Source organism: Pseudomonas sp. Seg1, from assembly GCF_018326005.1.
Lineage (GTDB): Bacteria > Pseudomonadota > Gammaproteobacteria > Pseudomonadales > Pseudomonadaceae > Aquipseudomonas.
The window spans coordinates 1,599,135-1,625,489 of the sequence record NZ_AP021903.1; the positions used below are offsets into that span (position 1 = coordinate 1,599,135).

At 58.9% G+C, this 26,355-nt stretch carries 30 protein-coding genes and 1 tRNA gene; 18 read left to right on the forward strand and 13 right to left on the reverse strand.

Annotated features, from left to right (window positions below; genetic code table 11):
* Positions 1 to 31: 31 nt before the first annotated feature.
* From KI231_RS07035 to KI231_RS07095, 13 genes are all read left to right on the forward strand, one after another.
* Positions 32 to 1,159 (forward strand): phosphoribosyltransferase domain-containing protein, encoded by a 1,128-nt coding sequence (locus KI231_RS07035; protein ID WP_213027817.1) that lies wholly within the window; start codon positions 32 to 34, stop codon positions 1,157 to 1,159.
* Positions 1,149 to 1,907, forward strand: coding sequence for a trehalose phosphatase (locus KI231_RS07040; protein ID WP_213027818.1), 759 nt, complete (start codon positions 1,149 to 1,151; stop codon positions 1,905 to 1,907). Before KI231_RS07035 ends, KI231_RS07040 begins: the two co-directional genes overlap by 11 nt.
* Complete coding sequence (locus tag KI231_RS07045) at positions 1,900 to 2,994, forward strand: cysteine protease StiP family protein (protein WP_213027819.1); 1,095 nt, start codon at positions 1,900 to 1,902, stop codon at positions 2,992 to 2,994. Before KI231_RS07040 ends, KI231_RS07045 begins: the two co-directional genes overlap by 8 nt.
* Positions 2,994 to 3,944 (forward strand): HpcH/HpaI aldolase/citrate lyase family protein, encoded by a 951-nt coding sequence (locus tag KI231_RS07050; protein WP_103305565.1) that lies wholly within the window; start codon positions 2,994 to 2,996, stop codon positions 3,942 to 3,944. The genes KI231_RS07045 and KI231_RS07050 overlap by 1 nt, the downstream gene beginning before the upstream one ends.
* Positions 3,941 to 4,696 carry an HAD family hydrolase gene (locus KI231_RS07055; protein WP_213027820.1) on the forward strand — a complete coding sequence of 252 codons (756 nt, stop codon included), beginning with the start codon at positions 3,941 to 3,943 and terminating at the stop codon, positions 4,694 to 4,696. Before KI231_RS07050 ends, KI231_RS07055 begins: the two co-directional genes overlap by 4 nt.
* 2 nt (positions 4,697 to 4,698) lie before the next feature.
* Positions 4,699 to 5,283, forward strand: a complete 585-nt coding sequence (locus tag KI231_RS07060; protein ID WP_213027821.1) for a TerD family protein — start codon at positions 4,699 to 4,701, stop codon at positions 5,281 to 5,283.
* Positions 5,283 to 6,458 (forward strand): TerD family protein, encoded by a 1,176-nt coding sequence (locus tag KI231_RS07065; protein WP_213027822.1) that lies wholly within the window; start codon positions 5,283 to 5,285, stop codon positions 6,456 to 6,458. The genes KI231_RS07060 and KI231_RS07065 overlap by 1 nt, the downstream gene beginning before the upstream one ends.
* Before the next feature lie 46 nt (positions 6,459 to 6,504).
* Positions 6,505 to 6,954, forward strand: a complete 450-nt coding sequence (locus KI231_RS07070; RefSeq protein WP_103305569.1) for a tellurite resistance TerB family protein — start codon at positions 6,505 to 6,507, stop codon at positions 6,952 to 6,954.
* A gap of 44 nt (positions 6,955 to 6,998) precedes the next feature.
* Positions 6,999 to 8,000, forward strand: a complete 1,002-nt coding sequence (locus KI231_RS07075) for a TerC/Alx family metal homeostasis membrane protein (RefSeq protein WP_103305637.1) — start codon at positions 6,999 to 7,001, stop codon at positions 7,998 to 8,000.
* A gap of 32 nt (positions 8,001 to 8,032) precedes the next feature.
* Positions 8,033 to 8,608, forward strand: a complete 576-nt coding sequence (locus KI231_RS07080; protein ID WP_103305570.1) for a TerD family protein — start codon at positions 8,033 to 8,035, stop codon at positions 8,606 to 8,608.
* Positions 8,609 to 8,635: 27 nt separating this feature from the next.
* Positions 8,636 to 9,214 (forward strand): TerD family protein, encoded by a 579-nt coding sequence (locus KI231_RS07085; RefSeq protein WP_213027823.1) that lies wholly within the window; start codon positions 8,636 to 8,638, stop codon positions 9,212 to 9,214.
* Between the two features lie 174 nt (positions 9,215 to 9,388).
* A complete protein-coding gene (locus tag KI231_RS07090; RefSeq protein WP_213027824.1) occupies positions 9,389 to 10,354 on the forward strand; it encodes a lysozyme inhibitor LprI family protein in 966 nt (321 codons plus the stop codon).
* A 52-nt stretch (positions 10,355 to 10,406) separates the two neighbouring features.
* Positions 10,407 to 11,585 (forward strand): DUF4236 domain-containing protein, encoded by a 1,179-nt coding sequence (locus tag KI231_RS07095; RefSeq protein WP_213027825.1) that lies wholly within the window; start codon positions 10,407 to 10,409, stop codon positions 11,583 to 11,585.
* Positions 11,586 to 11,634: 49 nt separating this feature from the next.
* Here KI231_RS07095 and KI231_RS07100 read toward each other — a convergent pair whose 3' ends face one another.
* Positions 11,635 to 12,879, reverse strand: a complete 1,245-nt coding sequence (locus KI231_RS07100; protein ID WP_213027826.1) for a VWA domain-containing protein — start codon at positions 12,877 to 12,879, stop codon at positions 11,635 to 11,637.
* A 142-nt stretch (positions 12,880 to 13,021) separates the two neighbouring features.
* Complete coding sequence (locus KI231_RS07105; protein ID WP_213027827.1) at positions 13,022 to 13,750, reverse strand: class I SAM-dependent methyltransferase; 729 nt, start codon at positions 13,748 to 13,750, stop codon at positions 13,022 to 13,024.
* 571 nt (positions 13,751 to 14,321) lie between these two features.
* On the opposite strand from KI231_RS07105, the gene KI231_RS07110 reads away from it, so the two are divergent.
* Positions 14,322 to 14,684: a DUF6124 family protein gene (locus tag KI231_RS07110; protein ID WP_213027828.1), complete on the forward strand. Its 363-nt coding sequence runs from the start codon at positions 14,322 to 14,324 to the stop codon at positions 14,682 to 14,684.
* A gap of 70 nt (positions 14,685 to 14,754) precedes the next feature.
* On the opposite strand, the gene KI231_RS07115 is transcribed toward KI231_RS07110, so the two are convergent.
* Positions 14,755 to 15,162 (reverse strand): type II toxin-antitoxin system HicB family antitoxin, encoded by a 408-nt coding sequence (locus tag KI231_RS07115; protein ID WP_103305577.1) that lies wholly within the window; start codon positions 15,160 to 15,162, stop codon positions 14,755 to 14,757.
* 36 nt (positions 15,163 to 15,198) lie between these two features.
* Positions 15,199 to 15,378 carry a type II toxin-antitoxin system HicA family toxin gene (locus KI231_RS07120; protein WP_103305578.1) on the reverse strand — a complete coding sequence of 60 codons (180 nt, stop codon included), beginning with the start codon at positions 15,376 to 15,378 and terminating at the stop codon, positions 15,199 to 15,201.
* A gap of 360 nt (positions 15,379 to 15,738) precedes the next feature.
* Here KI231_RS07120 and KI231_RS07125 point away from each other — a divergent pair, with 360 nt between their 5' ends.
* A complete protein-coding gene (locus tag KI231_RS07125; RefSeq protein WP_213027829.1) occupies positions 15,739 to 16,257 on the forward strand; it encodes a BRCT domain-containing protein in 519 nt (172 codons plus the stop codon).
* Positions 16,258 to 16,276: 19 nt separating this feature from the next.
* Here KI231_RS07125 and KI231_RS07130 read toward each other — a convergent pair whose 3' ends face one another.
* From KI231_RS07130 to KI231_RS07155, 6 genes are all read right to left on the reverse strand, one after another.
* Positions 16,277 to 16,459 carry a hypothetical protein gene (locus KI231_RS07130; protein WP_213027830.1) on the reverse strand — a complete coding sequence of 61 codons (183 nt, stop codon included), beginning with the start codon at positions 16,457 to 16,459 and terminating at the stop codon, positions 16,277 to 16,279.
* Between the two features lie 253 nt (positions 16,460 to 16,712).
* A tRNA-Gly gene (locus KI231_RS07135) sits at positions 16,713 to 16,786 on the reverse strand.
* Positions 16,787 to 16,944: 158 nt separating this feature from the next.
* Positions 16,945 to 17,829, reverse strand: coding sequence for an alpha/beta fold hydrolase (locus KI231_RS07140; protein ID WP_213027831.1), 885 nt, complete (start codon positions 17,827 to 17,829; stop codon positions 16,945 to 16,947).
* A 316-nt stretch (positions 17,830 to 18,145) separates the two neighbouring features.
* Positions 18,146 to 18,838 carry a pseudouridine synthase gene (locus KI231_RS07145; protein WP_213027832.1) on the reverse strand — a complete coding sequence of 231 codons (693 nt, stop codon included), beginning with the start codon at positions 18,836 to 18,838 and terminating at the stop codon, positions 18,146 to 18,148.
* A gap of 33 nt (positions 18,839 to 18,871) precedes the next feature.
* The gene (locus tag KI231_RS07150; RefSeq protein ID WP_103305583.1) at positions 18,872 to 19,102 is read right to left on the reverse strand and encodes a cysteine-rich CWC family protein; all 231 of its coding nucleotides are present in this window, start codon (positions 19,100 to 19,102) and stop codon (positions 18,872 to 18,874) included.
* Complete coding sequence (locus tag KI231_RS07155; RefSeq protein WP_213027833.1) at positions 19,095 to 20,582, reverse strand: sensor domain-containing diguanylate cyclase; 1,488 nt, start codon at positions 20,580 to 20,582, stop codon at positions 19,095 to 19,097. Before KI231_RS07155 ends, KI231_RS07150 begins: the two co-directional genes overlap by 8 nt.
* Positions 20,583 to 20,820: 238 nt before the next feature.
* On the opposite strand from KI231_RS07155, the gene KI231_RS07160 reads away from it, so the two are divergent.
* Entirely contained in the window at positions 20,821 to 21,084 is a 264-nt protein-coding gene (locus KI231_RS07160; RefSeq protein ID WP_213027834.1) for a hypothetical protein, read from the forward strand.
* A 178-nt stretch (positions 21,085 to 21,262) separates the two neighbouring features.
* Positions 21,263 to 21,670, forward strand: a complete 408-nt coding sequence (locus tag KI231_RS07165; protein ID WP_103305586.1) for a hypothetical protein — start codon at positions 21,263 to 21,265, stop codon at positions 21,668 to 21,670.
* A gap of 66 nt (positions 21,671 to 21,736) precedes the next feature.
* On the opposite strand, the gene dspII is transcribed toward KI231_RS07165, so the two are convergent.
* Positions 21,737 to 22,849 carry an enoyl-CoA hydratase/isomerase DspII gene (dspII, locus tag KI231_RS07170; RefSeq protein ID WP_103305587.1) on the reverse strand — a complete coding sequence of 371 codons (1,113 nt, stop codon included), beginning with the start codon at positions 22,847 to 22,849 and terminating at the stop codon, positions 21,737 to 21,739.
* A 132-nt stretch (positions 22,850 to 22,981) separates the two neighbouring features.
* Here dspII and ung point away from each other — a divergent pair, with 132 nt between their 5' ends.
* Positions 22,982 to 23,674 carry a uracil-DNA glycosylase gene (ung, locus tag KI231_RS07175; protein WP_213027835.1) on the forward strand — a complete coding sequence of 231 codons (693 nt, stop codon included), beginning with the start codon at positions 22,982 to 22,984 and terminating at the stop codon, positions 23,672 to 23,674.
* 139 nt (positions 23,675 to 23,813) lie between these two features.
* On the opposite strand, the gene KI231_RS07180 is transcribed toward ung, so the two are convergent.
* On the reverse strand, positions 23,814 to 24,848 hold the full coding sequence (locus tag KI231_RS07180; protein ID WP_103305588.1) for an AbrB family transcriptional regulator: 1,035 nt from the start codon (positions 24,846 to 24,848) through the stop codon (positions 23,814 to 23,816).
* Positions 24,841 to 26,355, reverse strand: coding sequence for a tripartite tricarboxylate transporter permease (locus KI231_RS07185; RefSeq protein ID WP_213027836.1), 1,515 nt, complete (start codon positions 26,353 to 26,355; stop codon positions 24,841 to 24,843). The genes KI231_RS07180 and KI231_RS07185 overlap by 8 nt, the downstream gene beginning before the upstream one ends.

The window sequence follows — 26,355 nt, forward strand, 5'->3', positions numbered from 1 at the left end:
CTTCGATCACACGCCAAGTCAGGAATTGTTAATGGAATCTGGTACAGCAACGAAAGCGCTGAGCGCACAACTGATGCGTGGACGTCTGGACGTCAACGTTGATGATGCTGTCATTGCCCCCGAATCACTGTTCGGCTTTGCCGAACGACGTAATCCGAAGCGGGCATTCCTGTTCGTGTCGAAAGTACTCGGACGGCATATTCCGGTCCGGCCATCAGTGATGGCCGCCAGTTTTGAAAGTCTGGCCGCCGAAATTCCGGCGGACCTGCCAGGCCCTGTGCTGGTCATCGGCATGGCCGAAACCGCAGTCGGCCTCGGCGCCGGCGTTCACCGTGCGTACAGCGCCACTCGCCCCGATACCGTGTACATGGTCAGCACCCGTCACCCCACCGGAACCGAGTTGTTCGCCCGTTTCGAAGAAGAACACAGTCACGCCAGTGCGCATCTGATTCACCTGCCGGTCGATCCGCAAGTGCGTGAACAGATGCTCAGCGCCCGTTCATTGGTGCTGGTTGATGACGAGGCCTCGACGGGCAAGACGTTCATCAATCTGCATCGGGCGCTGGTCGATGCCGGTCTGGATAAACTCGAACAGGTCGTGACCTGTGTACTCACGGACTGGTCCGGCGGCGCGGTGCGTGATGCGCTGGGTGATTGCGCGCATCAGGTTTCCCTGCTGCAGGGCTCGTATCAATTCCATGAAGACCCGGATGCGCCTTTGCCCGACATGCCGGCGGTGGGCACCATTGCTGCCGGTGACTGGCCGGTGAGCGCGGAAAATGACTGGGGCCGCCTCGGCGTGCGGGCTGTCGCCGACACCCTGGCGCCAGGCCTTCAGGTACAACCGGGTGAGCGGATTCTGGTGGTGGGCACCAGCGAGTTTGTCTGGCGTCCATTCCTGCTCGCCGAACGTCTGGAACGTGCTGGCGCCGATGTCCATTTCAGTTCGACCAGCCGCTCGCCGATTGCGCTGGGCCATGCGATCGAGCATGCCTTGTCGTTCGCCGACAACTACGGTCTGGGCATTCCAAATTTTCTCTACAACGTGCGTTCGGGTCAGTTCGACCGGGTGCTGATCTGTTCGGAAACCCCACAGCAGGCAGTCTCTGCCGAACTGTTGAAAACCTTGAATGCGCAGGTGATCGTCGATGCCAAGTAACCGTCCGTTGACGCTGGTTGATCTCGACGACACGTTGTTTCAAACCGCACGCAAGATGAAAGAGGGCACACCTCGCCACACAGCGACCCTGGATGTCGACGGTCAGCCCAACGGTTACATGAGCCCGGTGCAGAAATCGATGGTCGAGTGGCTGCTGGCGACGACCGATGTCGTCCCGGTCACGGCGCGCAGCGTGGAAGCGTTCAGCCGGGTCCGGTTGCCCTTTAAGCACGGTGCCATTTGCTCCCATGGCGGTGTGATCCTCGGCGCGGACGGCACGCTCGACCAGGCCTGGCAGGCGCGCATGGAAGACCTCCTCGCCAACTACCAGCGCCGTCTGCCGGAGTTGAGTGAAGCGACGCTGGCCATCGGCAAACAACTGGGCATTTCCCTGCGCGGCTGGGTGGTCGAAGAGCAGGGCTTGCGCCATTACGTGGTGACCAAACACAACGAAAGCAGTGACGACGTTCTTGATGCGGTGCTGGCTGAAGTCCGGGCGCAAGGCTTGCTGGATGGCCTGCACATTCATGGCAACAGCAACAATCTGGCGTTCCTGCCGCAAGGTCTGTCGAAGCAGGCAGCGGTTCAGGAATGGTTGCGCCGTGATCGTGAAATCAACGGTGAACGCCCTGTGCTGGGCTTCGGCGACAGCATCACCGACCTGGCGTTCATGGAGGAGTGCCACCTGTGGGCGACCCCGACGCGCAGCCAGTTGGCCAAGCGGGCAGGGGCTTCGATCCATGAGTGATGCGATCTCAAGACTGCTGACGGTGGGCAGTGCGAGCTACGCGCCGGAAGACGTGCATTTCCTCCTGCAAGCGGTGCAGATGGACGTGACGGACGTCGAGGAAAAAGAGCGCCTGATTCAGACGAAGCAGAAGCACTATTCCGAAATGATCAGTCTGGAAAGTGCCCCGAGTGATGTGCACAAGGCCCTGTACGATCGGGTGCTGGCGCAGAACGGCGCGCGCATGGCGGCGGATGTGCAGGCCTTGGCTCTGGGCTTGAACGAGGCCTGCACCGGCGCTTCGATTGTGCTGGTTTCGTTCGTGCGTGCCGGACTGCCGCTGGGTGTGCTGTTGCGTCGCGCGCTCATCGACATGGGTCGCGAAGCCTTCCATTACGGCATCAGCATCGTCCGTGATCGCGGCATCGACACGGTCGCCCTGGAAGCCATCATCCAGACCCACGGGGCCGAAAACATCGTCTTCGTCGATGGCTGGACCGGCAAGGGCGCGATCAGCGGCGAAATTCAACGCAGCCTTGGCGCAGATGCACGTTTCCCGAAATCTCCCCGACTGGTCGTGCTGGCTGACCCCTGTGGTCGCGCCTGGATGGCCGCTTCGTCCGAAGACTGGGTGATTCCGTCGGGGATTCTCGGCGCCACTGTCTCCGGCCTGGTGTCGCGTTCGATCTGGCCTGAAAACGGCGGACTGCATGGCTGCGTGGTCTACGACCACTTGCGCGAACACGATGTGACACAGACGTTCATCGAGCAGATCGAAACTCACCGTAAAACGTTGGGCATCGTGCCGAAAGCCGTGCCATGGACCGACGCACAGCGTCTCGAGCTTCAGGGGGCGGCCACCCACGTCGTTGCAGCACTGGCAGCACGTTTCGAGGTGAGCAACCTCAATCGGGTCAAGCCAGGCATCGCCGAGGCGACCCGCGCAGTGTTGCGCCGCGTCCCGCACCATGTGCTGATTCGCGACCGCAACGACAGCGACGTGCAATTGCTCATGCACCTGACCGAAGCCGCCGGTGTACCGGTGGAAGAGGTCGGCGCGCAGTTGGGCCCTTATCGGGCAGTGACGATCATTCGGAGTCTGGGCTGATGAAGATGCTTTCTCCTTACGCCCTCGGGGCCACGCTCTACATGCCCGCAACTCGCGCCGATCTGTTGGACGTGGTGTTCCGCACCAAGCTGCCGGAACTGCGTTCGCTGGTGGTGTGCCTGGAAGACGCGGTCGCGGACATTGATATCGAGACGGCGCTAGCCAACCTGCATGGTTTGTTGACGGTCATCGAGCAACGCGGTGGTCGCCCAGAGGGCGGCCCGCTGCTGTTCGTGCGCCCGCGCGATTCACAGATGGCCGCTGTTCTCAATGACTGGCCGCTGATGGCGCATGTCGACGGTTTTGTCATCCCGAAGCTGACCCTGGCCAATCTGGGCGCCTGGGAGCAGGCCGTGACCAACCCTGCGCTGTTCCTGATGCCGACGCTGGAAACCACGGACGTCTTCAACCCCGGCGCGATGGTCGAACTGGGGCATGCCCTCAAGGCCAGCCTCGACCAGCGAATCATCGCTCTGCGCATCGGTGGCAACGACTTGATGGGCAGCCTCGGTCTGCGCCGCAATCCGACCACCACGCTCTATAGCACGCCGATGGGCTACGTGATTCCGATGCTGGCGGGGGTCATGGGTTCGCTGGGCTTTGCCTTGACCGCGCCGGTTTTCGAACAATTGGCGTCGCCGCAGTTGCTCAAGGAAGAACTGGAATTCGATATCGCCCATGGCCTGGTCGGCAAGACCGCCATTCACCCGAGCCAGATCGAAATCATCCAGGACACGTTGCGCGTCAGCCTCGAAGACTTCAACAGCGCCAAGCTGATCGTTAGTGACGTGGCCCCTGCGGTATTCCGCCACAACGACGCGATGTGCGAGCCAGCCACCCACTACAAGTGGGCGACGAACATTCTTGAGCGCGCGCGCTGGCACGGTATCCGCCATGCGGAAAACGGTGTCGGCGAAGTCTCGATTCGCTTGGCGGAGGCCGCAGGATGAAAGAGCTGATCGACAATGCCGGGGCGCCGCAGCGACCAGTCCTCGCCGTGTTCGATTTCGACGGCACGCTGACCCGGCACGACAGTTTCGTGCCGTTTCTGAAGTTCGCGTTCGGCAAGCGCGAGTTCAATCGGCGCCTGCTTCGACTGGCGCTGCCCAGCTTGCGATTCGTCGCCCGGCGGATGAGCCGTGACGAACTCAAGGCGCAGTTGATACGCACGTTTCTGAGCGGTGTGAAGCTTGAGTGGCTGCAACAGCAGGCCACGAGTTATTGCGCGCAGGCCTGGCCGCGCCTGATGCGTCCGTCAGGGTTGCTGGCGATCGAGGCCGAACTCAAGTCCGGTGCCGTGGTGACGTTGTGTTCCGCCTCGCCTGCACTGGTGTTGCAGCCTTTCGCCGAGCGCCTGGGCATCAACTTGATCGGTACGGAACTGGAAGTGGTGGACGGCGTATTGACCGGGCACATCACCGGCGACAACTGCCGCTGCGCGAACAAAGTCATCAGGCTGGAAGCGGTTTACGGCAGTTTGCTGCAATACCGGATCAGGGCCTGGGGCGATACCCGCGGCGATCACGAATTGCTCGCGGCGGCCGAAGATGCGCACTGGCGGCACTTTCACCCGTCATGGCGGCGTGGACGCCTGCGGGTAAGCAATGGAAGAAATCCGGGCGTGCGCGATGCGCAGGCCGACCTGCATGAGGCGCGCACATCCGAGCGCCCCATGAACACCGATGACCAACAAGGAGCGTAACGATGGCACTTACCCTAGAAAAAAAGCAGTCCATTTCCCTGGAAAAAACCGCTGGTACGGCGCTGTCCAGCGTCAGCCTCGGCCTGGGTTGGGACCCGGTGAAGGCCGGCTTTCTCGGCAAGCTGATGGGCAATGGCGGTGATATCGACCTGGACGCTTCGTGCATCCTGCTCGACGGCAGCCTGCAGCCGGTCGACCTCGTCTGGTTCCGCCAGCTCAAGTCGCAGGACGGCTCGATCCAGCATTCCGGCGACAACCGCACCGGCGAAGGTGCGGGTGACGACGAAACCATCCACGTTGACCTGCAACGTCTGCCGGCCGTCGTCCAGCACCTGGTGTTCACCGTGAACAGCTTCACCGGGCAGAACTTCGAAAAAGTCGAAAATGCCTACTGCCGCATCGTCAACGCCAGTAACAAAAACGAACTGGCCCGCTTCAATCTGTCCGAGCGTGGCGCTCACACCGGCATCGTCATGGCCAGCCTGTCCCGCGACAGCGATGGCTGGAAATTCACCGCGATCGGTCAGACCACCAATGGCCGTACCGCCGACGATCTGGTCAACCTGGCCGTTCAGGCGCTGCGTTAATGGCGACCCTTGCTCCGGGCGGCAACGCGCCAGTTGCCAGCGGCCTGCTTCGCGTCGACATCAATTACTCGCCGATTCCTGGCGCTGACATTGATGTCTCGGCCTTTGTTCTGGGAACCACGGCAAAGGTTCGCGGCGATGGCGACATGTGCTTTTACGGGCAACCGAGCGTATTGGGCGGGGCAGTCACCCTGTCCGACGCCTCGGCGGGTCGTGCGGTGTTCACGGTCGATCTGAGCCGACTTGAAGCGGCCGTGGAAAAGGTCGCACTGACCGCCACGATCTACGAAAACAAGGCCAGTTTCGAGCGCGTCTCGCAGTTGTCGGTGGTGGTGTCCGGTGGCGTCGAAGCGCAGATACCGACCAGTGGCATGAAGGAAACCGCGCTGATCCTCGGCGAGTTTTATCGTCGTCAGGGCGAGTGGAAATTCCGCTGCGTCGGACAGGGTTTCAACGGTGGACTTGAGCCGTTGGCCAGGCACTTCGGTGTGGATGTGGCTGCTCCGGCAGCAGCGCCGACACCTGCTCCAGCCCCAGCCCCCGTGCCGCCAGCGGCTCCTGCGGCAGCGAAATCGTCGATCAGCCTGAGCAAGGTCACCCTCGACAAAACCCGCAGCTCCATCAGCCTGGAGAAGACGGCGGCCGGTTTCGGTGAGATCAAGGTCAACCTGAACTGGAACAAGCGCAGCTCCGGCGGCTTCTTCCGCAGCAGCACCTCGGTCGACCTGGACGTCGGTTGCCTGTACGAGTTGCAGGACGGTGAAAAGGGTGTGGTGCAAGCCCTTGGCAACTGCTTCGGCGAATTGAAGCATGCGCCTTACATCCAGTTGATGGGCGACGACCGTACCGGCTCCGTGGCCGGTGGCGAATGGATGCACATCAATGGCGGCAAGTGGGCAGAAGTGCGCCGCATCCTGATTTTCGCCTTCATCTACGAAGGCGCGCCGAACTGGCGCGAGACCGACGGCGTCGTGACCATTTACATCCCGAATCAGCCAGACATCGAGGTTCGCCTCAACGAAGAGGGCGGTCGCCATGGCATGTGCGCCATTGCAATGCTCGAAAACGTCAACGGTGCCGTCAAGGTTTCCCGGCGAGTGGATTTCCACCGCGGGCATTCGGCGATGGACGAAGCCTACGGCTGGGGCATGAACTGGCGCGCCGGCTCTAAATAGTTACCTTGGCGGGGCTTGGTGCCCCGCCCTTTGAGAGGACCTCAAAATGCTTGCATGGCTTAAAGAAAACGCTGCATTGGCGCGGGACAAACTGACCACTGAGGTGAGCAAGTTCAAAAACCAGAAATTCATGGAGGCCACGACTGCCGCGTGCGCAATCGTCGCCGCTGCAGACGGTGAGATTTCTTCCGCCGAGAAAACCAAAATGGCCGGGTTTATCAATAACTCGTCGGAATTGAAGGTTTTCAACATGGCCGACGTCATCAAATCCTTCAACGGTCACTGCGAAAAGTTCGAGTTCGACTTTCAGATCGGTCAGGCGGAAGCGCTCAAGGCTATCGGCAAGATCAAGGGCGATGCCGGTGCCGGCCGCCTGCTGGTGCGTGTCGCGTGTGCCATCGGTGCGTCGGATGGCAACTTCGACGACAAAGAAAAAGCGGCATGCCGTCTGATTTGCCTCGAGCTGGGATTGAACCCGGCTGATTTCGAACTTTAAGGAGCGGTACCTTGGACAGTCACATTGGATTTCCCCCGCTGACCATGGCGGTGTTCGTCGGTATCGCGCTGGGCGCGCTGCTGCTCGACATGGTCACCCACCGTGGGGACAAACCCATTTCGCTGGCCAAAGCCTCGATCTGGTCGATTTTCTGGATTGCGATCTCGCTGGCGTTTGCAGGCTTTCTGTATGTCCAGCACGGGCCGGATGTCGCGAGCCTGTTCGTCACCGGTTATGCGCTGGAAAAAGTCCTCAGCGTCGACAACCTCTTTGTATTCATGGCGATTTTTGCCTGGTTCAAAGTGCCTGATGGCATGCGTCACCGCGTGCTGTACTGGGGCATCATCGGCGCCATCGTGTTCCGTGGGATCTTCGTTGCCATCGGTACCGGTCTGCTGGCGTTCGGCCCGTGGGTCGAGATCGTGTTCGCCGTGATCGTCGCCTGGACAGCCATCATGATGCTGCGCAGCGGCGGTGATGACGAAGAAGAGGAAGACTATTCCAAGCACATGGCTTACCGCTTTGCGCAAAAACTCTTCCCGGTATGGCCAAAGCTGCACGGCCATAACTTCTTCGTGTCGCGCAAGCAACTCGAAGTGGAACTGAAGAAACCCGAGAACCAGGGCATGACACTGGCGGCGAAGGGCACCATTTTCGCCACGCCACTGTTCCTTTGCCTGGTGGTCGCAGAAGTTTCCGACATCCTGTTTGCCTTCGACTCCGTACCGGCAGTCATCGCCGTGAGCCGCGAGCCGCTGATCGTTTACTCGGCCATGCTCTTCGCCATTCTCGGCCTGCGGACCATGTACTTCGTCCTGGAAGCCCTGAAACGCTATCTGGTGCACCTGGAAAAATCGGTGATCGCGCTGCTGTTCTTCATTGCCGTCAAGCTGGGCTTGAACGCAACCGATCACATGTTCCACCACGGCTACACCATCGATGCGAACACCAGTTTGCTGATCGTAATGGTTGTATTGGCGATCGGTGTCGTCGCCAGTCTGATCTTCCCCGGAAAGGAAGAAGAAGCACCGATCGAAAACCAATGAGTAATCGTCTTCACCACAAGGAGTAATACCCCATGGCACTGACTCTTCAAAAGGGTGCAAACCTGTCGCTGACCAAAACCGACCCGAGCCTGAGCAAGATTCTGGTTGGCCTGGGCTGGGACCCGCGCGCCACTGATGGCGCAGAGTTTGACCTGGACGCGAGCGCTCTTCTGCTGGGTGCGAACGGCAAGGTCCGCAGCGAAGCCGACTTCATTTTCTACAACCAACTGAAAAGCCTGGACGGTTCGGTTGAGCACACCGGTGACAACCGCACCGGTGCCGGCGACGGCGACGACGAAGTGATCAAGGTCGACCTGAGCCGTGTTCCGGCCGACGTGGAAAAGGTGGTTTTCGTTGTCACCATCCATGACGCCGAATCGCGCAAGCAGAGCTTTGGTCAGGTGGGTGGTTCGTTCATCCGCGTGGTCAATGACGTGACCAGTGCCGAAGTGGTCCGCTACGACCTGGCTGAAGACGCCTCGACCGAAACGGCGATGGTGTTCGCTGAACTGTATCGCCACAACGGCGAGTGGAAATTCCGCGCCGTTGGTCAGGGTTATGCCGGTGGTCTGCGCGCCCTGGCCAACTCCTACGGCATGAACTTTTAACCAACCCCCAACAAAAGGAATGTGAACATGGCTGTAAGTCTGTCCAAAGGTGGCAACGTTTCGCTGTCCAAAGAAGCTCCGGGCCTGTCCGAAGTGATCGTGGGCCTGGGTTGGGATCCGCGTGTCACTGACGGCACCGAGTTCGACCTGGATGCTTCGATTTTCATCGTGGGTGAAAACGGCAAAGTCCTCGACGACAACGGTTTCATTTTCTACAACAACAAAAAATCCACCGACGGCTCCGTCGAGCACCTGGGCGATAACCGCTCGGGCGCTGGTGAAGGCGACGACGAGCAAGCCACCGTCAAGCTCAACGGCCTGGCGGCTGCTGTGAAGAAACTGGTGTTCTCGGTGACCATCCACGACGCCGAAGCCCGCAAGCAAAGCTTCGGTCAGGTGTCCAACGCCTACATCCGAGTGATCAACAAGGCTGACGGTAAAGAGCTGGCTCGCTACGACCTGAGCGAAGACGCTTCCACCGAAACCGCGATGATTTTCGGTGAGCTGTACCGTAACGGTGAAGAGTTCAAGTTCAAGGCGATCGGCCAGGGTTTTGCTGGCGGCCTGAAGCCTCTGGCTGAAGCCCACGGTGTGAGCATCGGCTAACCCGCAAGGGTTGAGAAGGCCCCCTCGCGAGGGGGCTTTTTCTTGTCCGTCGTTCGTACGGCAGTGGTACTTGAAAGCAAAAAAGGGAATGTTTCGGCGAGTGGATGGTTGGCGTTCTGGCAACGTCGTTGGGCATCTACCGCAGGGTTTGCGTACACAAAAGGGATTTCGACCATGTCACGCTTGTTTCTCGGCTCAAGCTTCTTTGGCTTGCTGCTGGCGCTGTGCGCTGCCCCGGTATCGGCAGCGAGTTTTGATTGTTCCAAGGCCACCACTTTTGCCGAAAACGCAATCTGCGCAGAGGGGGCCCTCGGCCTGCTGGATGAGCAATTGAACGCCAAGTACGTTCGTGTGCTGGAAAGCGCCTCTAACCCCAGTGACGTCCGCCAGCAGCAGCGTGAGTGGCTGCGTTTGCGCGACAACTGCAAAACCGGGCAGTGCCTGTCGTCCTCGATGTCACAAAGGCTCAGCGAGCTGACGCAGCAGTTGGCACAACCTGTCAGGCCCGTGGTCGGCTCCGTCACTAAACCGGGCGTGCCGGCGGCGACTCTCGATCCAGCAGTTAATCCCGGCCCCGTACAGGCGTCGGCATCGGCAACGGCCAGGCCGGCAAGTCCCGTGCGCAATGCGGCGGACGATCATCAAGCGGTTCTGAACCTGAAAATCGCGCTGTTTGTCATGGCGGTTTTGCTGCTGATCTGTGTCTGGTTGCATCATCGGGGATCGATGACGATTTACCAGGACTACACCGACGCACTGTGGACCAGTCTCACGCCAATCCTCGGTATTGGCACCTACTTTATCTGCAGTGCCTGGCTGGAAATTCCTGCCCGCTATTCGGCGATTGCCGCCGGGGTGCTGGCGTCGCTCATGGCCTTGCAGGTGATTGTGCAGACGTACCGCAGCAACGGCGTGTCGTTGTATTTCTTGCTCGCACTGTTCGCAAAAATCGCCTTGCTGACGTTTTACTGCCTGATGATGCTGATGTTGTTCGCCAGCAACGCCAGCAACAAGCGCGAGGCCCGGCGCAAGCGCGGTTGGGCTGTGGCGGTGACGACGGTTTTTGTATTCCTCTCGGGGTGGATGTGCCGGCATCGGCAGTTCTCTTCGATTGACGACTACATCGCTGGCAGAACGTAAGCCTTCACGGTCGAGGTGCTGACCTCAGCCAGACAGGACGCAAGGAGCAATCATGGGATTTCGGTTCAGCAAACGGATTACGTTGGTGCCGGGCGTGCGCCTGAATATCAGCGGTTCCGGGGTGAGCACTTCAATCGGTCCTCGGGGCCTGAGCATGACCATTGGCCGCAATGGCACTTACCTCAATGCGGGGCTGCCCGGTACGGGGCTGTCCTATCGTGAGCGCATTGATCGTCCTGCTCGGCAGCGCACGGCGGCAACGGAGTACACCGGCCCGGTGAAGATCAAGATCACCGACGAGGGCACTCTGCTGATCACCGATATCGATGATCAACCGTTGTCGGCAGCCATCGTCAAACGGGTGAAGGCCGAGAAGGAGCAGGACATTCAGCAGTTGCTGGAGAAGGCCGCGCAGACGATCAATCGTGATCTTGAGGATTGCCTTGGGGTGCATTTGCCGACACCGCGCCCAGGATCGCTGCCGGCGATTCCCGCGCCTTTTTCCATAGAGGCCCCGGCAATGCCTGTGCAGTTGACCCCAGGCCTTGTCGATCGAATGCTCCTGCGTGCAGCGAAAGTCGTTCGGCAGGCCGAATCGCAGTTGGCAGCTTACGCTCAGGAACTCGCCGAATGGCAGGCCACTCGCGATGCCCATGAGTTCGAGCGGACAGAGATCGAAAAGGCTTTCCGCTTATCGGCCAAAGGCTTTAGTGCGCAAATGGAGAAGGCGCTCAACTATGTGCTGAGCGGCATTGCGTGGCCCAAGGATACCCGGGTGGCCTACGAGTTTTCTCAGGATGTGTGCGGCATCGCGCTGGATATTGATCTACCGGACGAAAGCGATATGCCACGGCGTATTGCCCAAGCCACTGGCAATGGTCGCCTGACCTTCAAGAAACGCACCGATGCCCAGGCGCGCCGCGACTTCGTTGCGATTTGTTACGGTTCGTTGTTTCGGGTGACGGGTGAGGTTTTTGCGTTGTTGCCCGGAATCGGCAACGTGCTGGTGTCGGGTTATATCCAGCGTGATGATGCGGCCAGCGGGACAGTCGAGGATCACTATGTGATCTCGGTGGTGATTTCACGCAGCCAATGGAATTCGCTGAACTTCGACCGACTGAGTGAAATCGATCCGGTCGCGGCACTCGACAATTTTGGCGCGCGGGTCAAGCTTGACCGTTCGGCGCGATTCGCTGCCATCACACCGCTGCCGATGTCGGCACTGGATTGAGTCCCCGGTCCGCGCAGGACGACCCCGTGCGCGGGTTGTCGGCAAATCGTCAGCGAATGATGCCCTTGGCCTTGGCCTCTTTGAGCCAGATCGGGAATTCCGCCATCAACATGTCGTAGAGCTGCTCTTCAGAGATGTCGTGCAGATCGTCCAGAGCAAAGAAACCGCAGTTGTCTACTACGCGCCCCGTCAGGGTGTCGAGTTTCTCCAGAATGCCGTAGCCGTGGCCACCGAGTCCGACGAATTGCCAGAAGATCGGCAGGTTGGCTGCCTCGACCATCAGACGGGTAATCTTGGTGCTTTGGGACACGCCGCCGTCGCTGATGAACAGCACATACATCGGTGTACCGTCATTGCTTTGCTGAAACTGCTCGATGACCTTCTGGATGACTTTGGGCTCATCGTTGATGCGGCTGCCCAGCTCCCATTTTCTCCAGCCGCCATTGTCGGTATCGATGAAGGCTTTGTGATTGCTCAGGGTCACTGGTGAGAGGCGCAAAGGCTTGGCGCCGAATGCCCAGCAATCGAGTTCGCCGTCCTCATCGAACGACACCGCCAGCGGCAGTAACCGGTCGACGACTTCCTGCACCCGGCCCTTGGCATACTGATGATTCATTGAGCCGGAAGCGTCGAGCACCAGCACCACCCGGGCCTTGGTCTGGGTGAGGTTGGCTTTCTCCAGGCTGATCTGCGCTTTCTTCGCCAGACTGACCAGATGCGGTGCGGCGTCGGCGATTTTTTTCTCGAGGGATATTTTCACCGGGGCTGGTGCGGGTGCAGGGCTTTCGGCCACTTCGCCACCAAAGTGATTCACCAACGCGTCAAGGCCTTGTGCGTATCCTTGCAGGTTCGAGAGCAGGCGCCACTCGCCGTTTTTGCGATACAACTCGGCCACCATGATGGCTTTTTCGGCGCTGAACGTTGCGCCGGAAAAAGCGCAGTGGGCGACGGCCTGGCCGGCAGGATTGGACACCGTGAAGTGGCTGGCACCGATTGCGCTCATCGCCCCGGCACCGTCGATGGAGGCCGTGAACACCAAGCGGTCAATCGACGCTGGCAATTGCGCAAGGTTGATCTGAAAACGCCCCTGATCTTCGATTTTTACGCTGGCGCACGGCGTGGTCGGCTGGTTGAAAAAGACCATGTAGCGATCGTCGGAAAGTTTGCCCTGCGCGTCGACGCCGAAGCAGACGAAATCGATCACATCGCTGGACTGGATCTGAACTGCGAGTGTGAGCGATTGCCCCTGAAGAATGTTTGAAAGAGGTAGTCGTTGTCCCTGGGTGATCTGCATCTTGCTTCCTTGAGTGGTGGGTACTGCCTCGACGCACGTTTGAGTGCGCCGGATATTCTGCTGCCCGATGGAAAAGCGGGCGATTGAATCGCCCGCGCATTATCACCCTAAAAACCGGGCTGGCCGGTCGAAAGATTTGGTCTCAGCGCTGCACCGCCACCAACATCATCATTGGCCTTTCGCGCTCTTCCGCCAGCGCCGGTTGTGCAGCCACTTCGGCATCGCTCGGGCCCCATTCGTTGAGATGACGAAGGGTGAAACCAGCAGCGATCAGCGAATTGAGCAACGTCCCGACCGTACGATGTTGCTTGATCACGCCGTCGGTCAACCAGTTAGTCACCCGTTCGCCCTCCATCTGATAACTGTCCAGTGGCCAGCGCTTGTGCCCCTCGTTGTCGATCAGCCAGCCGGGGTTGCGCGGGGCCATGAAGATCGGATGCTCGATAGAGAACACAAAGTACGAACCCGGTTTCAGCGCGGCGTACAGGTGGGCAAACAGCCCCGGCAGATCCTTGATGTAATGCAGCGCCAGAGAACTGTAGGCCAGATCGAAACTGCAGGCGGGCAGGTCGAGGTGTTCCAAATCGGCGCGTTCGTAGCGGATGTTCGCCGCCGAGGTGGTTTCGCGCGCGCGCTCCAGCATCTTCTCCGAGACATCCAGCCCCAGCACGCTCGCCGCGCCATTCTCGATGGCCCAACGGCTGAACCAGCCATAACCGCAACCCAGATCCACCACGTTCAAGTCGTGCATGGACGGCAATAGGGCCTTGAGCGCCGGCCACTCAGGCGCCGCGTCGAGGCCGCCGATGGAGCGGTTCATCTGGCTGTAGCCCTGGAAGAATTCGGGATCGTCGTAAATGTTTTGCGTCATGGTGAAGGCTCTTTTGAGTTCGATCGTCAGCGGCAAAGTGGCCGCGATTGGAATCCCTCGAAAGTGATGGCGCGTATTCGTCAATGGCCGCGCAGGGGGAGGGTGGTGGCTGATGGGGAAATGCTAGTCGGTTGGGTGGGAGGTGAAAACCGGTGGAGTGTTGTGGATCTGTAATGTCGGGAAAATCGCTATGTGTTATCGCTGCGTAAACATCTTCCGGGTGAGGCGTTTAAAGGCGTGCAGTGTTACGTCCTGAAGCCTACAAATCCTTGCGCCGTTGCCTACCGCTACGCCAGAATCCGCCGGCTTGTGCGCTTTAGGGGCGGTCGGTAACTTGGTTCGCGTCACTGATTTCCAGTGATCGGGTTTAGTAGCCCGGCATCCTCAATCTAAATAGCTGCATGAGTACCACTCAGTCAGGCGAATGCTTGCACCTGATGGTGGCTGTGCGCATGGCGCCCTCGGGTGCGCCGGATTTGGATTGGGGTCCGGTCTACTAACTTGCGCACAGCTGCCACCCATCCGTTTAGTAGCGAGATCGGTTGCGGCCTTACTAAAAGGTCTCAATCCAATGTTCAAAGTAACGCCCAATCCGCCGGAAACCGATCCGGCCTCCCCCTACGAATCACCTGATTCAAAGAAATTCCACGAAGCCGCCGAGCGCGCCCTCGACCACTACCTCAGCCCAACCGCGCAGATCATGGGTTCCACCCGCGAACCCGAACCGATGTACCTCGCCAACCCTGCCTACGACACCGAATCCTTGCTCGCCAACGCCAGCGAAACACTCGGCTCGGCCACCACCATGCTCAACAACTTCGCCGCGCTGCTCGACACCTCGCACCGCAAGACTGCACTCGGCATTGCGCAGGTTGTGATGTTGGGGGAATTGGCGGTGAATCAGGCGCTGGATAAGGTTGTGCCGGATGAGTAGTCGCATCAAAGTCGATATCTGACAGGCATAAAAAAACCGGCCCATGAGGCCGGTTCCCAAACGCCAGGACTTAACCCTGCTGCAACACCTTCAACGCTGCCGAAGCCAGAAACCCGGAACGGCTTTTCTCTTCCGGGTGATGCAACACATACTCATCAATGCGGTTGAGCAAGTGGCCCGGCAGGGTGATGTTGAGTTTTTGGGCTTTGCCCAAATACTTGAGCACATCGATATCCACCACGGCCCATGCACAGCCGGTGTATTTCGGGTTGGCCACGTGCAGGCTCAGCTTGCTGGCCGCTGGAATGGGAGCGCCGTCGTCCGCGAGAATCTCGAAATGACCTTCGATGGCTTCGCGAGCCATGGCGACGGCATCGTCCAGATCCTCTCCAGCGGAAAAGCATCCAGGAATGTCCGGGACTTCTACACCCCAGGCGTGTTGGTCATCGCCAATTGAAATCGCAATCGGGTAGAGCATATTCGTTGTCCTCCATGGCGCAACTGACTCAGAGAGTCAAAGCAGCGGCTGCTGCAAAATACTGATGGCCGTTTTCTTCAGCAGATCCTTTTTCGGATGTGGCACGGCGACCAGTCCAGGTTTGGTCGGATGCTTGAAGTGATGGTGACTTCCTTTGATCCGTACCAGATACCAACCGTCTGCGACGAGTTGGCCGATTAAAAAACGGCTATTCACAACACCTCCTTGTGGTGTGCTTGGTGGGTACTATACCTATTGAATTTTTATGATCAACACTATAACCACCGGGCGGTCGTCGTTCTCTGTTGGGTGGTTGGCTTAGCGCAGTCTAGGTAAGACCGAAGCGATGGCGAGGTGGGTTTGTTACCCGGTTTTGCTTATGTTCATGGGGCGATCTTCCGCTGCAAAATATTGGAACACATCTTTTTCTGACGTCACTGCTCGGGCTGCTAACGTTGAACTCTAATGAAGGTCATGGACACTCAACGAGCCTGTTGAAAGGGATCACCTCTCGATAAAGCCAGCGTAGTAATGCATGGGATTTGGCCATGTGATCGTCAGAAGGGAGTGAAACGGATGTCGACTCTAAAATTCAGCTATAGAGATGCAAAGGGCGATTTAAGTCAGCGGGAGTTGATTCATTGGTCAGAGAGTTCGGTTTACATTCAAGGACGATCGGCCAGCGATACCTTTCCTAAAACCTATCGCAAGGATCGCATCATCGAAGTATTGCTTGGGGCTGAGCTGCTCTTAAATGAGGCCGCTCCTCCTTCTCCGAGGCTTCAGCACAATCGAAAGCCACCGGCGCTCGTTGCTTCAGAAGCCGCTTCGCAAACGCCTCATCCGAAAATGTCACCGGGTAGGATCAATCAAATTCTTTTCACTGGGTTCGCAGCTGCACAACGGGCTGAGCTTGAGCAAAAAGCAGTGGAATATGGGTTGAGGGTCATGAGTACGGCAGGCAAGACGCTGACGTTTCTTTGTTATGGTGAAAATGCAGGACCAACCAAAGTTTCCAAAGCACTTGAGGCTGGAGCTTTCATCATCAACTCAGAGCAATTCTTGAATCTGATCACAACAGGAGAAATCCCCTGAAGTCATCACTTCGATCAGCTTACGCATTTAAACCTGCGCCAACCGCCGAATGCTTGGTACGTGCGGCCAGCATCACCTCATTCTGCTTCTTGGTAGCTTCGGTCAGAACTTCACGGTAAACACGCTTTTTTTCGTCCGATTTCGCATTACGGATGAAGTCTGCGAATGGGCTTGCGTACTCCTGTTTGAATCCGATTGTCATGGAATTGCTCCGTCATTGATCCCGAGCATGGGCATCACTTCGTGCGTCGCACGCTTCTCAAGGATTCTCGTTAGAGAGATCAAAGCGTAAGAGGGGAGGGGGTATCTGCAATCAATGATGTGTTTCCGAATCATTCCGCGCTGCCCAAACGGCCAACCTCAAATCCCAGCCACAAAAAAACCGGCCCTATAGGCCGGTTTTTTCTATCCCTGCATCCCCCGTCAAAAAACACAACGTGAGACCAATATTCGAGTGGAGCGGGTAGAGGGAATCGAACCCTCGTCGGAAGCTTGGGAAGCTACTGTTCTACCATTAAACTATACCCGCTCAGAGCGGCTGACTTTGTACCAGACTCGGCCACGGAATTGAAGTTTTTCTTTTACTCATGAACGCTTTAAATCACTGAAAACGGTCAATCGCGGGCGAGCACTGCGGTGAGAAAAGCAAAATCTCAGCCCGGCAGCCTTGCTCGCGACGACGCTCTTTCAAATAGCCAATGCATGTTGATCCTGAACAAACGAGTATCGCGTGCGGCTCGCCTGCGGTGCCGGTTTCAAGAAGCCGAGCAGGGCGTTCTGGCTATCGCGGCACGCCGCTTTGTGCTCCATGTCGAGGAAGTGCCCGGTAGCTTGCAGGGTGGTGAAGGTGCTCTGCGCCACGTGGTTGCCGAACAGGCGCGCATCCTCGGCGGCGGTGTATTCGTCCCATTCGCCGTTGAGAAACAGCACCGGTACGTTGATTTTCTTCGCCGCGTTCAAATAGCACTGCCGATCGCTGTGCAACACGTCGCTGATGTGGAAGTGCATCTGCCCGTATTCGTGCTCGGCCAGGCTGCTGACGTGGCGATAGTTGAAGCGTTTGAACAGCGACGGCAAGTGTTTGCCGATGGTGCTGTTGACCAGTTCACCGACCCGATCGCCATCGCGCTGGCCGAGGTAGTCGACGCCGCGTTCCAGGTAATCGAGCATGTGCGCGTTGATCACTGGCGAGAATGAGCTGATCACGGCTTTCTCGATGCGCCGTGGCTGGTGCGCGAGGGCCACGAGCGTCGCGGCGCCGCCCCAGGAGAACGACAACACGTGTTCGGCGGCGAAGTGGTCGATCAGCTCCAGCAGGATCTGCCCTTCGACTTCTTTCGTCAGATGTTTCTCGTGACGGTTGTGGGCTTTTGACCGGCCCGCGTAGGGCTGGTCGTAGCAGACCACGTTGAATTGCGGGTGCAGGTTCTTCACGGTTTGTGCAAACGACGCAGTCGTGGCCATCGAGCCGTTGACCAGGATGATGGTCTTTTCTGCGGCGTCTGCGCGATAGAACTCCGTGTAAACCCGATACTGACCCTGTATATCCAGCACAGCGATTTCTGGCCTCATGTCATAAGACTCCTGGCAAGCAAGCGGGTATGCGCGCAAAAAGAGATTGCACGAGCTTTGTGACAGGTAGGCATACGCCTGGAATTTGCTTGGCCCATGTCGATCCATGACAGCGGTCGACGGGTATTGTTATTGGCGGGCAGTCTGCCGGCTGAGGCGCAACCCAGAGGGCTGACGACCGGCAAAAAGTTTCTTGGATGTATGGTGTGACTCATCGGTCACAATTTGGCCGACGTCCTGATTCAAGCAGGGGGAGGAGGATCGCGCAAGTGCCTTTGGTAAATTGTTCGACAACTTCTGCTGAGCGGTCGCCGGCTTAGAACAAATGAATCTCTTCGGTGCGCAAAGCGCGGTACTCGCCCGGTTTTAGCGCGTGATCGAGCAGCAGCGGGCCCATGGATTCGCGGTGCAGGCGCAGCACTTTGTTGTTGAAGTGGCCAAACATGCGCTTCACTTGATGGTAGCGACCCTCGACGATACTCAGGCGCGCCGACCTCGGGCTGAGCAGTTCCAGATGTGCAGGCTGCGTGGTCAGGTCTTCGAAGGCGAAGTAGATGCCCTCGGCAAACGTCATCGCATACTCCGCGCCAATATCCTGCTCGGTTTCGACGTAATAAACCTTTGGCAGTTTGGTTTGTGGCTGGGTCAGGCGCCGCGACCAGGTGCCGTCGTTGGTGATCAGCATTAAACCGGTGGTGTTGAAATCCAGACGTCCGGCAATGTGCAAGTCGTCCTTGTCCGGTTCGTCGATCAGATCGAGCACGGTCGGATGTTGCGGATCGCGGGTGGCGCTGACGCATCCCGGCGGCTTGTGCAGCATGAAGTAGCGCGCCGGTTTGCCCAGTTGCAGCACCTCGTCGTCGACTTCGACGCGGCTGAATTCCAGCACTTCGCTGTGCGGATCCGTGACGACTTTTCCGTCAACGCGCACGCGCTTTTCCACCAGCAACAGGCGAACCTGCTGACGGTTGTAGCGGGGCAAGTTGCTGAGGAAGCGGTCGACGCGCATGTTCAGGTTTCAGTGGATGGCGAGGCGCGCATCTTACGGGATCGACGGCTTGGCCGCTTGCAGTTGCGCCTCGACCTGCGCGCAGCGCGGGCACAGGCAGGATTTGTTCCGCAGTTCCGGCGGCAAGGCTTCGAGCACGGCCGCGTCGATGCTGACGCCGTAGCACCAGCATGCGCGGTCGGCGGTGCGCGGATCGGCCAGGCTGCAATCGTTGCGGGCGCCGCAGGCCGGGCAGAGTTCGGGTCTTTCGATGACGTCAGGCATAAGTCGAGTGAGGCATTTCCACGCAGGTGCGGTTGCGGCCGGTTTGTTTGGCCCGGTACATCGCATGATCGGCCCGCGACAGCAGGCTGTGCAAGGTGTCTTCGCGTTGCAGGGTGGTGGCGCCGATGCTCACGGTCAGATTCAGGCTGTGGCCGTTGTAGGCATATTCGTGCTGCTCGACATGCTGGCGGATTTTCTCGGCAATTTTCTGACCGGTGTCGCCGTCGGTATCCTTCAGCAAAACAATGAATTCCTCACCGCCCCAGCGGCAGACAATGTCGGCATGGCGCAGGCAACTTTGCAGGTCGCGGGCAAAACCGATCAGCACCTGATCACCGGCCATGTGCCCATAGGTGTCGTTCAACGCCTTGAAGTGATCGAGATCCAGCAACAGCGCGGTCAATGGCTTCGTTTCCCGTTGCGCTTCGTGCAGGGCTTGCACGGCGAGCAGATCGAAGCCACGGCGGTTCGGCAGCTCGGTGAGGCTGTCGAGGGTGGCCTGGGCCTGGATCTTCGACTGAAATCGTTTGATCACCCGGTTGAGCAAGGCCAGCACAATCAACGTCACCAACAGGCAGATCAACAGATTGAGATAGAGCGACTGACGGATTTCGCTCAAAGCGCCGTCTTCGCGTTTATCGACGAACAGGTACCAGTTCAACTCCGGAATAAACCTAACGTTGAGAAAATGCCCCTGGCCGTGAGCGGAGTATTCGTAGCTGCCGCTGTGCGGTTTCGGCAACTGACTGACCAGACTTCTCATGCTGTCGAGTTCGCCAAGGCTTTGCCCGCTATGCGCACCTTCTGGCCCGCCCTCGGCACCGGTCAGCACCAGTCGGCCGAAGGTGTCGACGAAGTACACGCTGCGTTGATAACGCTGTTGGTACTTGTCGATCAGCTTGATCACCGCATCTACGGTCAGACCCACGCCCGCCGCGCCGATAAAGCGGTTGTGGTAGTCGTAGACCTTGTAGTTGATGAAGAACGTCAGGTTGTCCTTGTTGGCCAGATCCGGGTCGACGTTGATCTCGTACGGGTCTTTCATGTCGCGCACGCGGAAGTACCAGGCATCGCGTGGCTCATCGACTCTGACCTGCTTGAGCACGCCTTTGGCGTGGTAGTAGGTGAGGGTGCTGTTGGAGACGAAGAACGCAGTGTAGGCGCCGTAATGGCTCATGACTTCGTCGAGGTAGCGGGTCATCTGCTCGAAATTCTGTTCGCCGTTCACCACCCAGTCGCGCATGAAGGTGTCGCGGGACATCATCGAGGAAATCAGGATCGGTCTGATCAGATCTTTCTGGATTTCCGAATAGACCGTGTCGGATGTCAGCGGCAGTTCGGTGTTGACGATGTTGTCGCGAATCGACGTGCGCGAAGCGTAGTAACTGAGCAGCGACGTGGCGAGAAAACCGGCGCCAAGCAGGGCAATCAGCGTCAGTACCAGTGAGCGTTGCGAGTACAGCGGAGAACGAAGCGGCATGGCAGTTCCGTTGGCAGTGGCCCGATGGCAAGCATTCTAGTGGCACTGCGCGGAAATAACTGCTCCATGCGCGGCGCGAATGGTCGCTTCTGTATTGGACATCAACCTGTGGTTTTCAGGGTTCCAGCACCACTGATCTGAAGCCGGACTGAACCGGGCACTTGATCGATCCGCGTCAGTCAAAAGCTCTATCGGCTGCTCTGTCCTGTTGCGGCTGTGGGTCTTTCAGGAGGCCGTCATGCGAATTTCGAAACTGTTGCGTCGAGCACTGCTTGGAGCCGTGCTCGGTCTGGGCTTGTCCGGTTGTTACTACTACGCCGGTCCCTACGATGCATATCCCGCCACGTATTACTCTCCCGGCTATTACTCGCCTTATTACTACGGCGGTTATTACGGCCCGCGCTATTACGGTGGCGCGCGTTATTACTATGGTGGTCGCGGCTATTACGGCGGCTACGGACGGGGTTATCACGGCGGCGGATATCACGGTGGGCACCACTAATCAGCTCCTGAATGACGGAGTTGGCGGATGAACAAGGTTTCATTAATCACTTGTTTCAACTTGTTTCAGAAACGCACCAGATTCTGAAAACGCTGTCAGATACTTCGTCAGTCACCGAATAAACGACTGACGCCTGCCAGCGTCGCTGGTGTGGCTACCCGCGGTCCAGGAGGCCGCCATGTATCGCCGAATTCTTCTGCTTGCCGTGATGTTTTTTTCCATTGGCGGATGCGTCCCTTATTCATACGGAGACAGCTACTACAGGTCAGAGGTCTACACCTCACCCGCGCCGGCGTACTACAACGGTGGCGGCACTTATTACAGCGGTGGCAGCACGTACTATTCGGCCCCGCGCTACTATCAGCCAGCCCCGCGTTACTACCAGCAACCGCGTTATTACCAACCGGCACCACGCTACTACCAGCCGGCTCCGCGCTACTACGAAAGCCGTCGTTGGCACGGCAATGATCGTGGCGGCTGGGACGGCCACCGTCGCGGCGGCTGGGACAACGATCACCGCGGTCGCGGCAACTACGACCGTCACAGTGGTCGCGGCGACCACAACGGACGTGGCAACCGCTGGTAATCCACCGCAAACAAAAAAACGGCGCATTGAGCGCCGTTTTTTTTGTGCCTGCTTTTTATTGGAGGGTCAGTATTGGCTCAGATCGGCCAACGGATGCCGCCCCTCCCAGACCTTGTGAAAATGCGCCTCGACCACCGCATCCGGCACACTGCTGACGTCCGGCCAATGCCAGTGCGGCTTTTGATCCTTGTCGATCAGCCGCGCGCGAACCCCTTCGCTGAACTCCGGGTGCCGGCAGCAATTAAGGCTCAGGGTGTATTCCATCTGGAAAACTTCGGCCAGCGACATATGTCGCGCACGGATGATCTGTTCCCACACCAGGTGCGCGGTCAGGGGTGAACCTTCGCTCAGGGTTTTTGCCGCTCGAGCGATCAGCGCGTCGCTGCTGTCACGTTGCAGGCTGATGGCTTTCCAGGCGCAACTCACGTCGCTGACGTCGAGCAGTTCGTCGATCTGCCGACGCCGTGGCAGCCACTGCGGCTCGGGCATCTGCGCCAGCGCTTCCTGCTGCAAGGCCTTGAACAGACTGTTGAGCTGCATGGCGGTCTGTTCCTGCCAGTTGAGTTGCAACAGGCCTTCGATCAGTTCTGGCTGCTGCTCGTCGAGCAGGAAACGGTCGGCCAGATCCAGATCAAGCGCATCGCGGCCGTTCATGTGTGCGCCGGTCAGGCCAAGGAACAAGCCGAGCTTGCCCGGCAGCCGCGCCAGAAACCAGCTGGCGCCAACATCCGGATACAGACCAATGGTGATTTCCGGCATCGCCAAACGGCTGCTCGGCGTGACAATCCGCGTGCTCGCACCTTGCAACAAACCCATGCCGCCGCCCAGCACGTAGCCGTGGCCCCAGCAGATCAACGGTTTCGGGTAGGTGTGCAGACTGTAGTCCAAGCGGTATTCCGCAGCGAAAAATTGCGCGGCCAGCGGCGGTACTTCGCCGGGATGGGCGCGACAGGCTTCGACCAGGCTGCGCACTTCACCGCCAGCGCAAAAGGCTTTGGCACCATTGCCGCGCAGCAATACGCAGACAATTTGTGGATCCTTGGCCCAGGCATTCAATTTATCGCTGAGGGCGTTGATCATCGGCAGAGACAGCGCGTTCAGCGATTTTTCAGCGTCCAGGCTGGCGATACCGAGGCGTGCGCCGTCGGTGCCGGAGAGTTCTTCGAAGTGCAGATTCATCGTGACCTCGATCGGGAATTTGAACGATAAGTATGATCGCTGTGTGGGAAAGTGCCTGATGTGCATCAGATCAATTGACAAGCGTGGTCGGCTTTCCTAGGGTTCGCCCCATTGTTTTTGCCGGATATGACCATGACTGCTGACGACCGTATCAAACTCGAACCGAGCTGGAAGGAGGCACTGCGTGCTGAATTCGACCAGCCCTACATGGCAGAGTTGCGCAACTTTCTGCAGCAGGAGCGGGCGGCCGGCAAGGAAATCTATCCGCCGGGTCCGCTGATTTTCAATGCGCTGAATTCGACGCCGCTGGATAAAGTGAAAGTGGTGATCCTCGGTCAGGATCCGTATCACGGCCCGGGACAGGCCCATGGCTTGTGCTTCTCGGTGCAGCCGGGCGTGCCGGCGCCGCCGTCGTTGGTCAACATCTATAAAGAGTTGAAACGCGATCTGAACATCGACATCCCGAACCACGGTTATCTGCAGAGCTGGGCCGATCAGGGCGTGTTGATGCTCAACACCACCATGACCGTCGAGCGCGCCACCGCCAACGCACACAAGGACAAGGGCTGGCAGTTTTTCACCGATCGGATCATTGAACTGGTCAGCGAGCGCCAGCCGCATCTGGTGTTCATGCTCTGGGGCGCGCATGCGCAGAGCAAGCAGAAGCTGATCGACGCGACCAAGCATCTGGTGCTGACCTCGGTGCACCCGTCGCCACTGTCGGCGTATCGAGGATTTTTGGGCTGCGGGCACTTTAGCCGGACCAACAAGTTTCTTGAGCAGAATGGCGAAACGCCGATCGAGTGGCGTTTGCCACCGGTTTGATGTCGGCCTGAAGGGCCCCATCGCTGGCAAGTCGAGTCGTCGCACCGCAGCTCCCACAGGTTTTTGTGGGTGCCACAATTATGTGTACACCTCAGAACCCTGTGGGAGCTGGCTTGCCAGCGATAAAGTCGACTCGGTCTTACTCGGGATTACGATTCCAGTATTTGAACAACGGCTCCGCCAGAAACAGCACAAACAACAGCCGCATCACCTGCATCGCCGTCACCAGCGGCACCGACAGTTGCAGGGTCTCCGCCGTCAGACTCATTTCGGCAATCCCGCCGGGCATCATGCCCAGCGTCAGTGAGCGCAGATCCAGATGGGTCAAGGCACTCAATCCCAACGCCGCCAATGTGGCGATCAACATGGTCAGCGCCGTGCCGATCAACGTGCGGCCCATGAACGACGGCGCACGCCGAAAAAACTGTCGATTGAAGTGGCAGCCCAGGCCGCTGCCGATCAACCACTGGCCAATCTGACTGCCGCCATTGGGCAAACCGATGTGCAGATCCCAACCGATACTCACCGCCGCACTCACCAGCAACGGCCCGAACAGCCACGGATTGGGTTGACGCAAACGCTGCCAGAGCCAAGCAAGCAGACCACCTGCCGGAAACAGGATCGCCAGCCAGCGCCAATCGACACTGCCAGCGTGAGCAATCGGCGTGCCGTCACCGAGCAGATACTTGAACGCCGCCGGCACACACAACACCACCACCAACACCCGCAGACTTTGCCCTGCCGCAACGTGGCTGAGCATCGCCCCGTTGCGTGCACCGAGGTTGACCATCTCACCGGAGCCACCGGGCATGCTCGAGAAAAACGCCGTGGCGCGATCCTCCCCGGTGCGGCGCATCAACCACACGCCAACCACCGCCGACACGCTGGTCACCAGCGCACCGAAAAAGATCAGACCGAAATGACTGAGCACCTGCTCCATCACCACCGGGGTGAAGTGCAGGCCGATGCCGATCCCGACAATCCACTGGCCGCACTTGCGGCCGCCGGGGATTTCCGTGAGTTGCCACGGCGTCAGGCAGCGCACGAGGATGATCGCCAGCAACGAGCCGACCATCCACGGCAGTGGCCAGCCGATCTGGCTGGCGAGGTAACCGCCAAGCAGACCGACCAGCGGGGTTCCCCACCAGGATTTCAGTGAGGCGCGATCAAACATCGGCAATGGCGCGGCGTGCGACCGAACGTTTGCGCCAGATGCGCAGCAGCGGCATCAGCAGCATGATCGCGGTCAGTACCCAGACACCGAAGGTGATCGGGCTCGACCAGAGGATTTCCAATGCACCGTTGGAAATCGACAGCGCCCGACGCAGGTTCTGCTCCATCAGGCCACCGAGGATGAAGCCCAGCAGCACCGGCGACAACGGGAAGTCGAGCTTGCGCAGGATGTAACCGAAAATGCCGATACCGACCATCAGGAACAGGTCGAACGTGGTGGCGTGCACCGCGTAGACGCCGATCCCGGTGATGATCGCGATCACCGGCACCAGTGCCCAGTTCGGCACCGCAAGGATGCGCGTGAAGATGCGGATCATCGGGATGTTGAGGATCACCAGCATGATGTTGGCGATGAACAGCGAGGCGATCAGGCCCCAGACGATATCCGGTTGTTGCTGGAACAGCAGCGGCCCCGGGGTAATGTTGTACAGCGACAGGGCGCCGATCATCACCGCGGTGGTACCCGAACCCGGAACACCGAGGGTCAGCATTGGCACCAGCGCGCCACAGGCAGAAGCACCGATGGCGGTTTCCGGGGCGGCGAGGCCACGGGCATCACCTTCACCGAATTTGCCGCTGGCACCGGCGATGCGTTTCTCGGTCATGTAGGCCACGGCACTGGCCAATGTGGCGCCGGCACCCGGCAATACGCCCATGATGAAACCGAGCAGGCCGCAACGGATGTTCACCACGAACACCGAAGACGCTTCCTTGAAGTTGAACATCATCCGGCCGGTGGCTTTTACCGCTTCCTGGCCGCGATGGGTTTTCTCCAGCAACAGCAGAATCTCGCTGATCGAGAACAAGCCCAGCACCAGCACGACGAACTGGATGCCGTCGGTCAGGTGAATGTTGTCGCCAGTGAAGCGGTACACGCCGCTGTTGGCGTCGATGCCGACGCTCGACAGGAACAGCCCGATCAACGCCGCAATAAACGTCTTCAGCGGTCGATCACCGGCCATGCCGCCCAGGCAGACAATCGCAAACACCATCAACACGAAGTATTCCGCCGGCCCAAAGGCAATCGCCCATTTCGCCAGCAACGGCGCGAACAGCACCATGCCGCAGGTGGCGATAAACGCACCGATAAACGAACTCCACGCCGACAGCGACAGCGCCACACCGGCCAGACCTTTGCGGGCCATCGGGTAACCGTCGAGGGTGGTCATTACGGTCGATGCTTCGCCGGGAATGTTCAGCAGAATCGAGCTGATCCGCCCGCCGTATTCGCAGCCCAGATACACAGCTGCCAGCAGAATCAACGCCGACTCCGGCGGCAGGCCGAGGGCAAAAGCAATCGGAATCAGCAGTGCCACCCCGTTGATCGGGCCAAGGCCCGGCAGCAAGCCGACGACGGTGCCGATCAGTGTGCCGGTCAGGGCCGTGACCAAGTTGTACGGGCTCAGCGCGACGCCGAAGCCTTGACCCAAATAACCGAGGGTATCCAT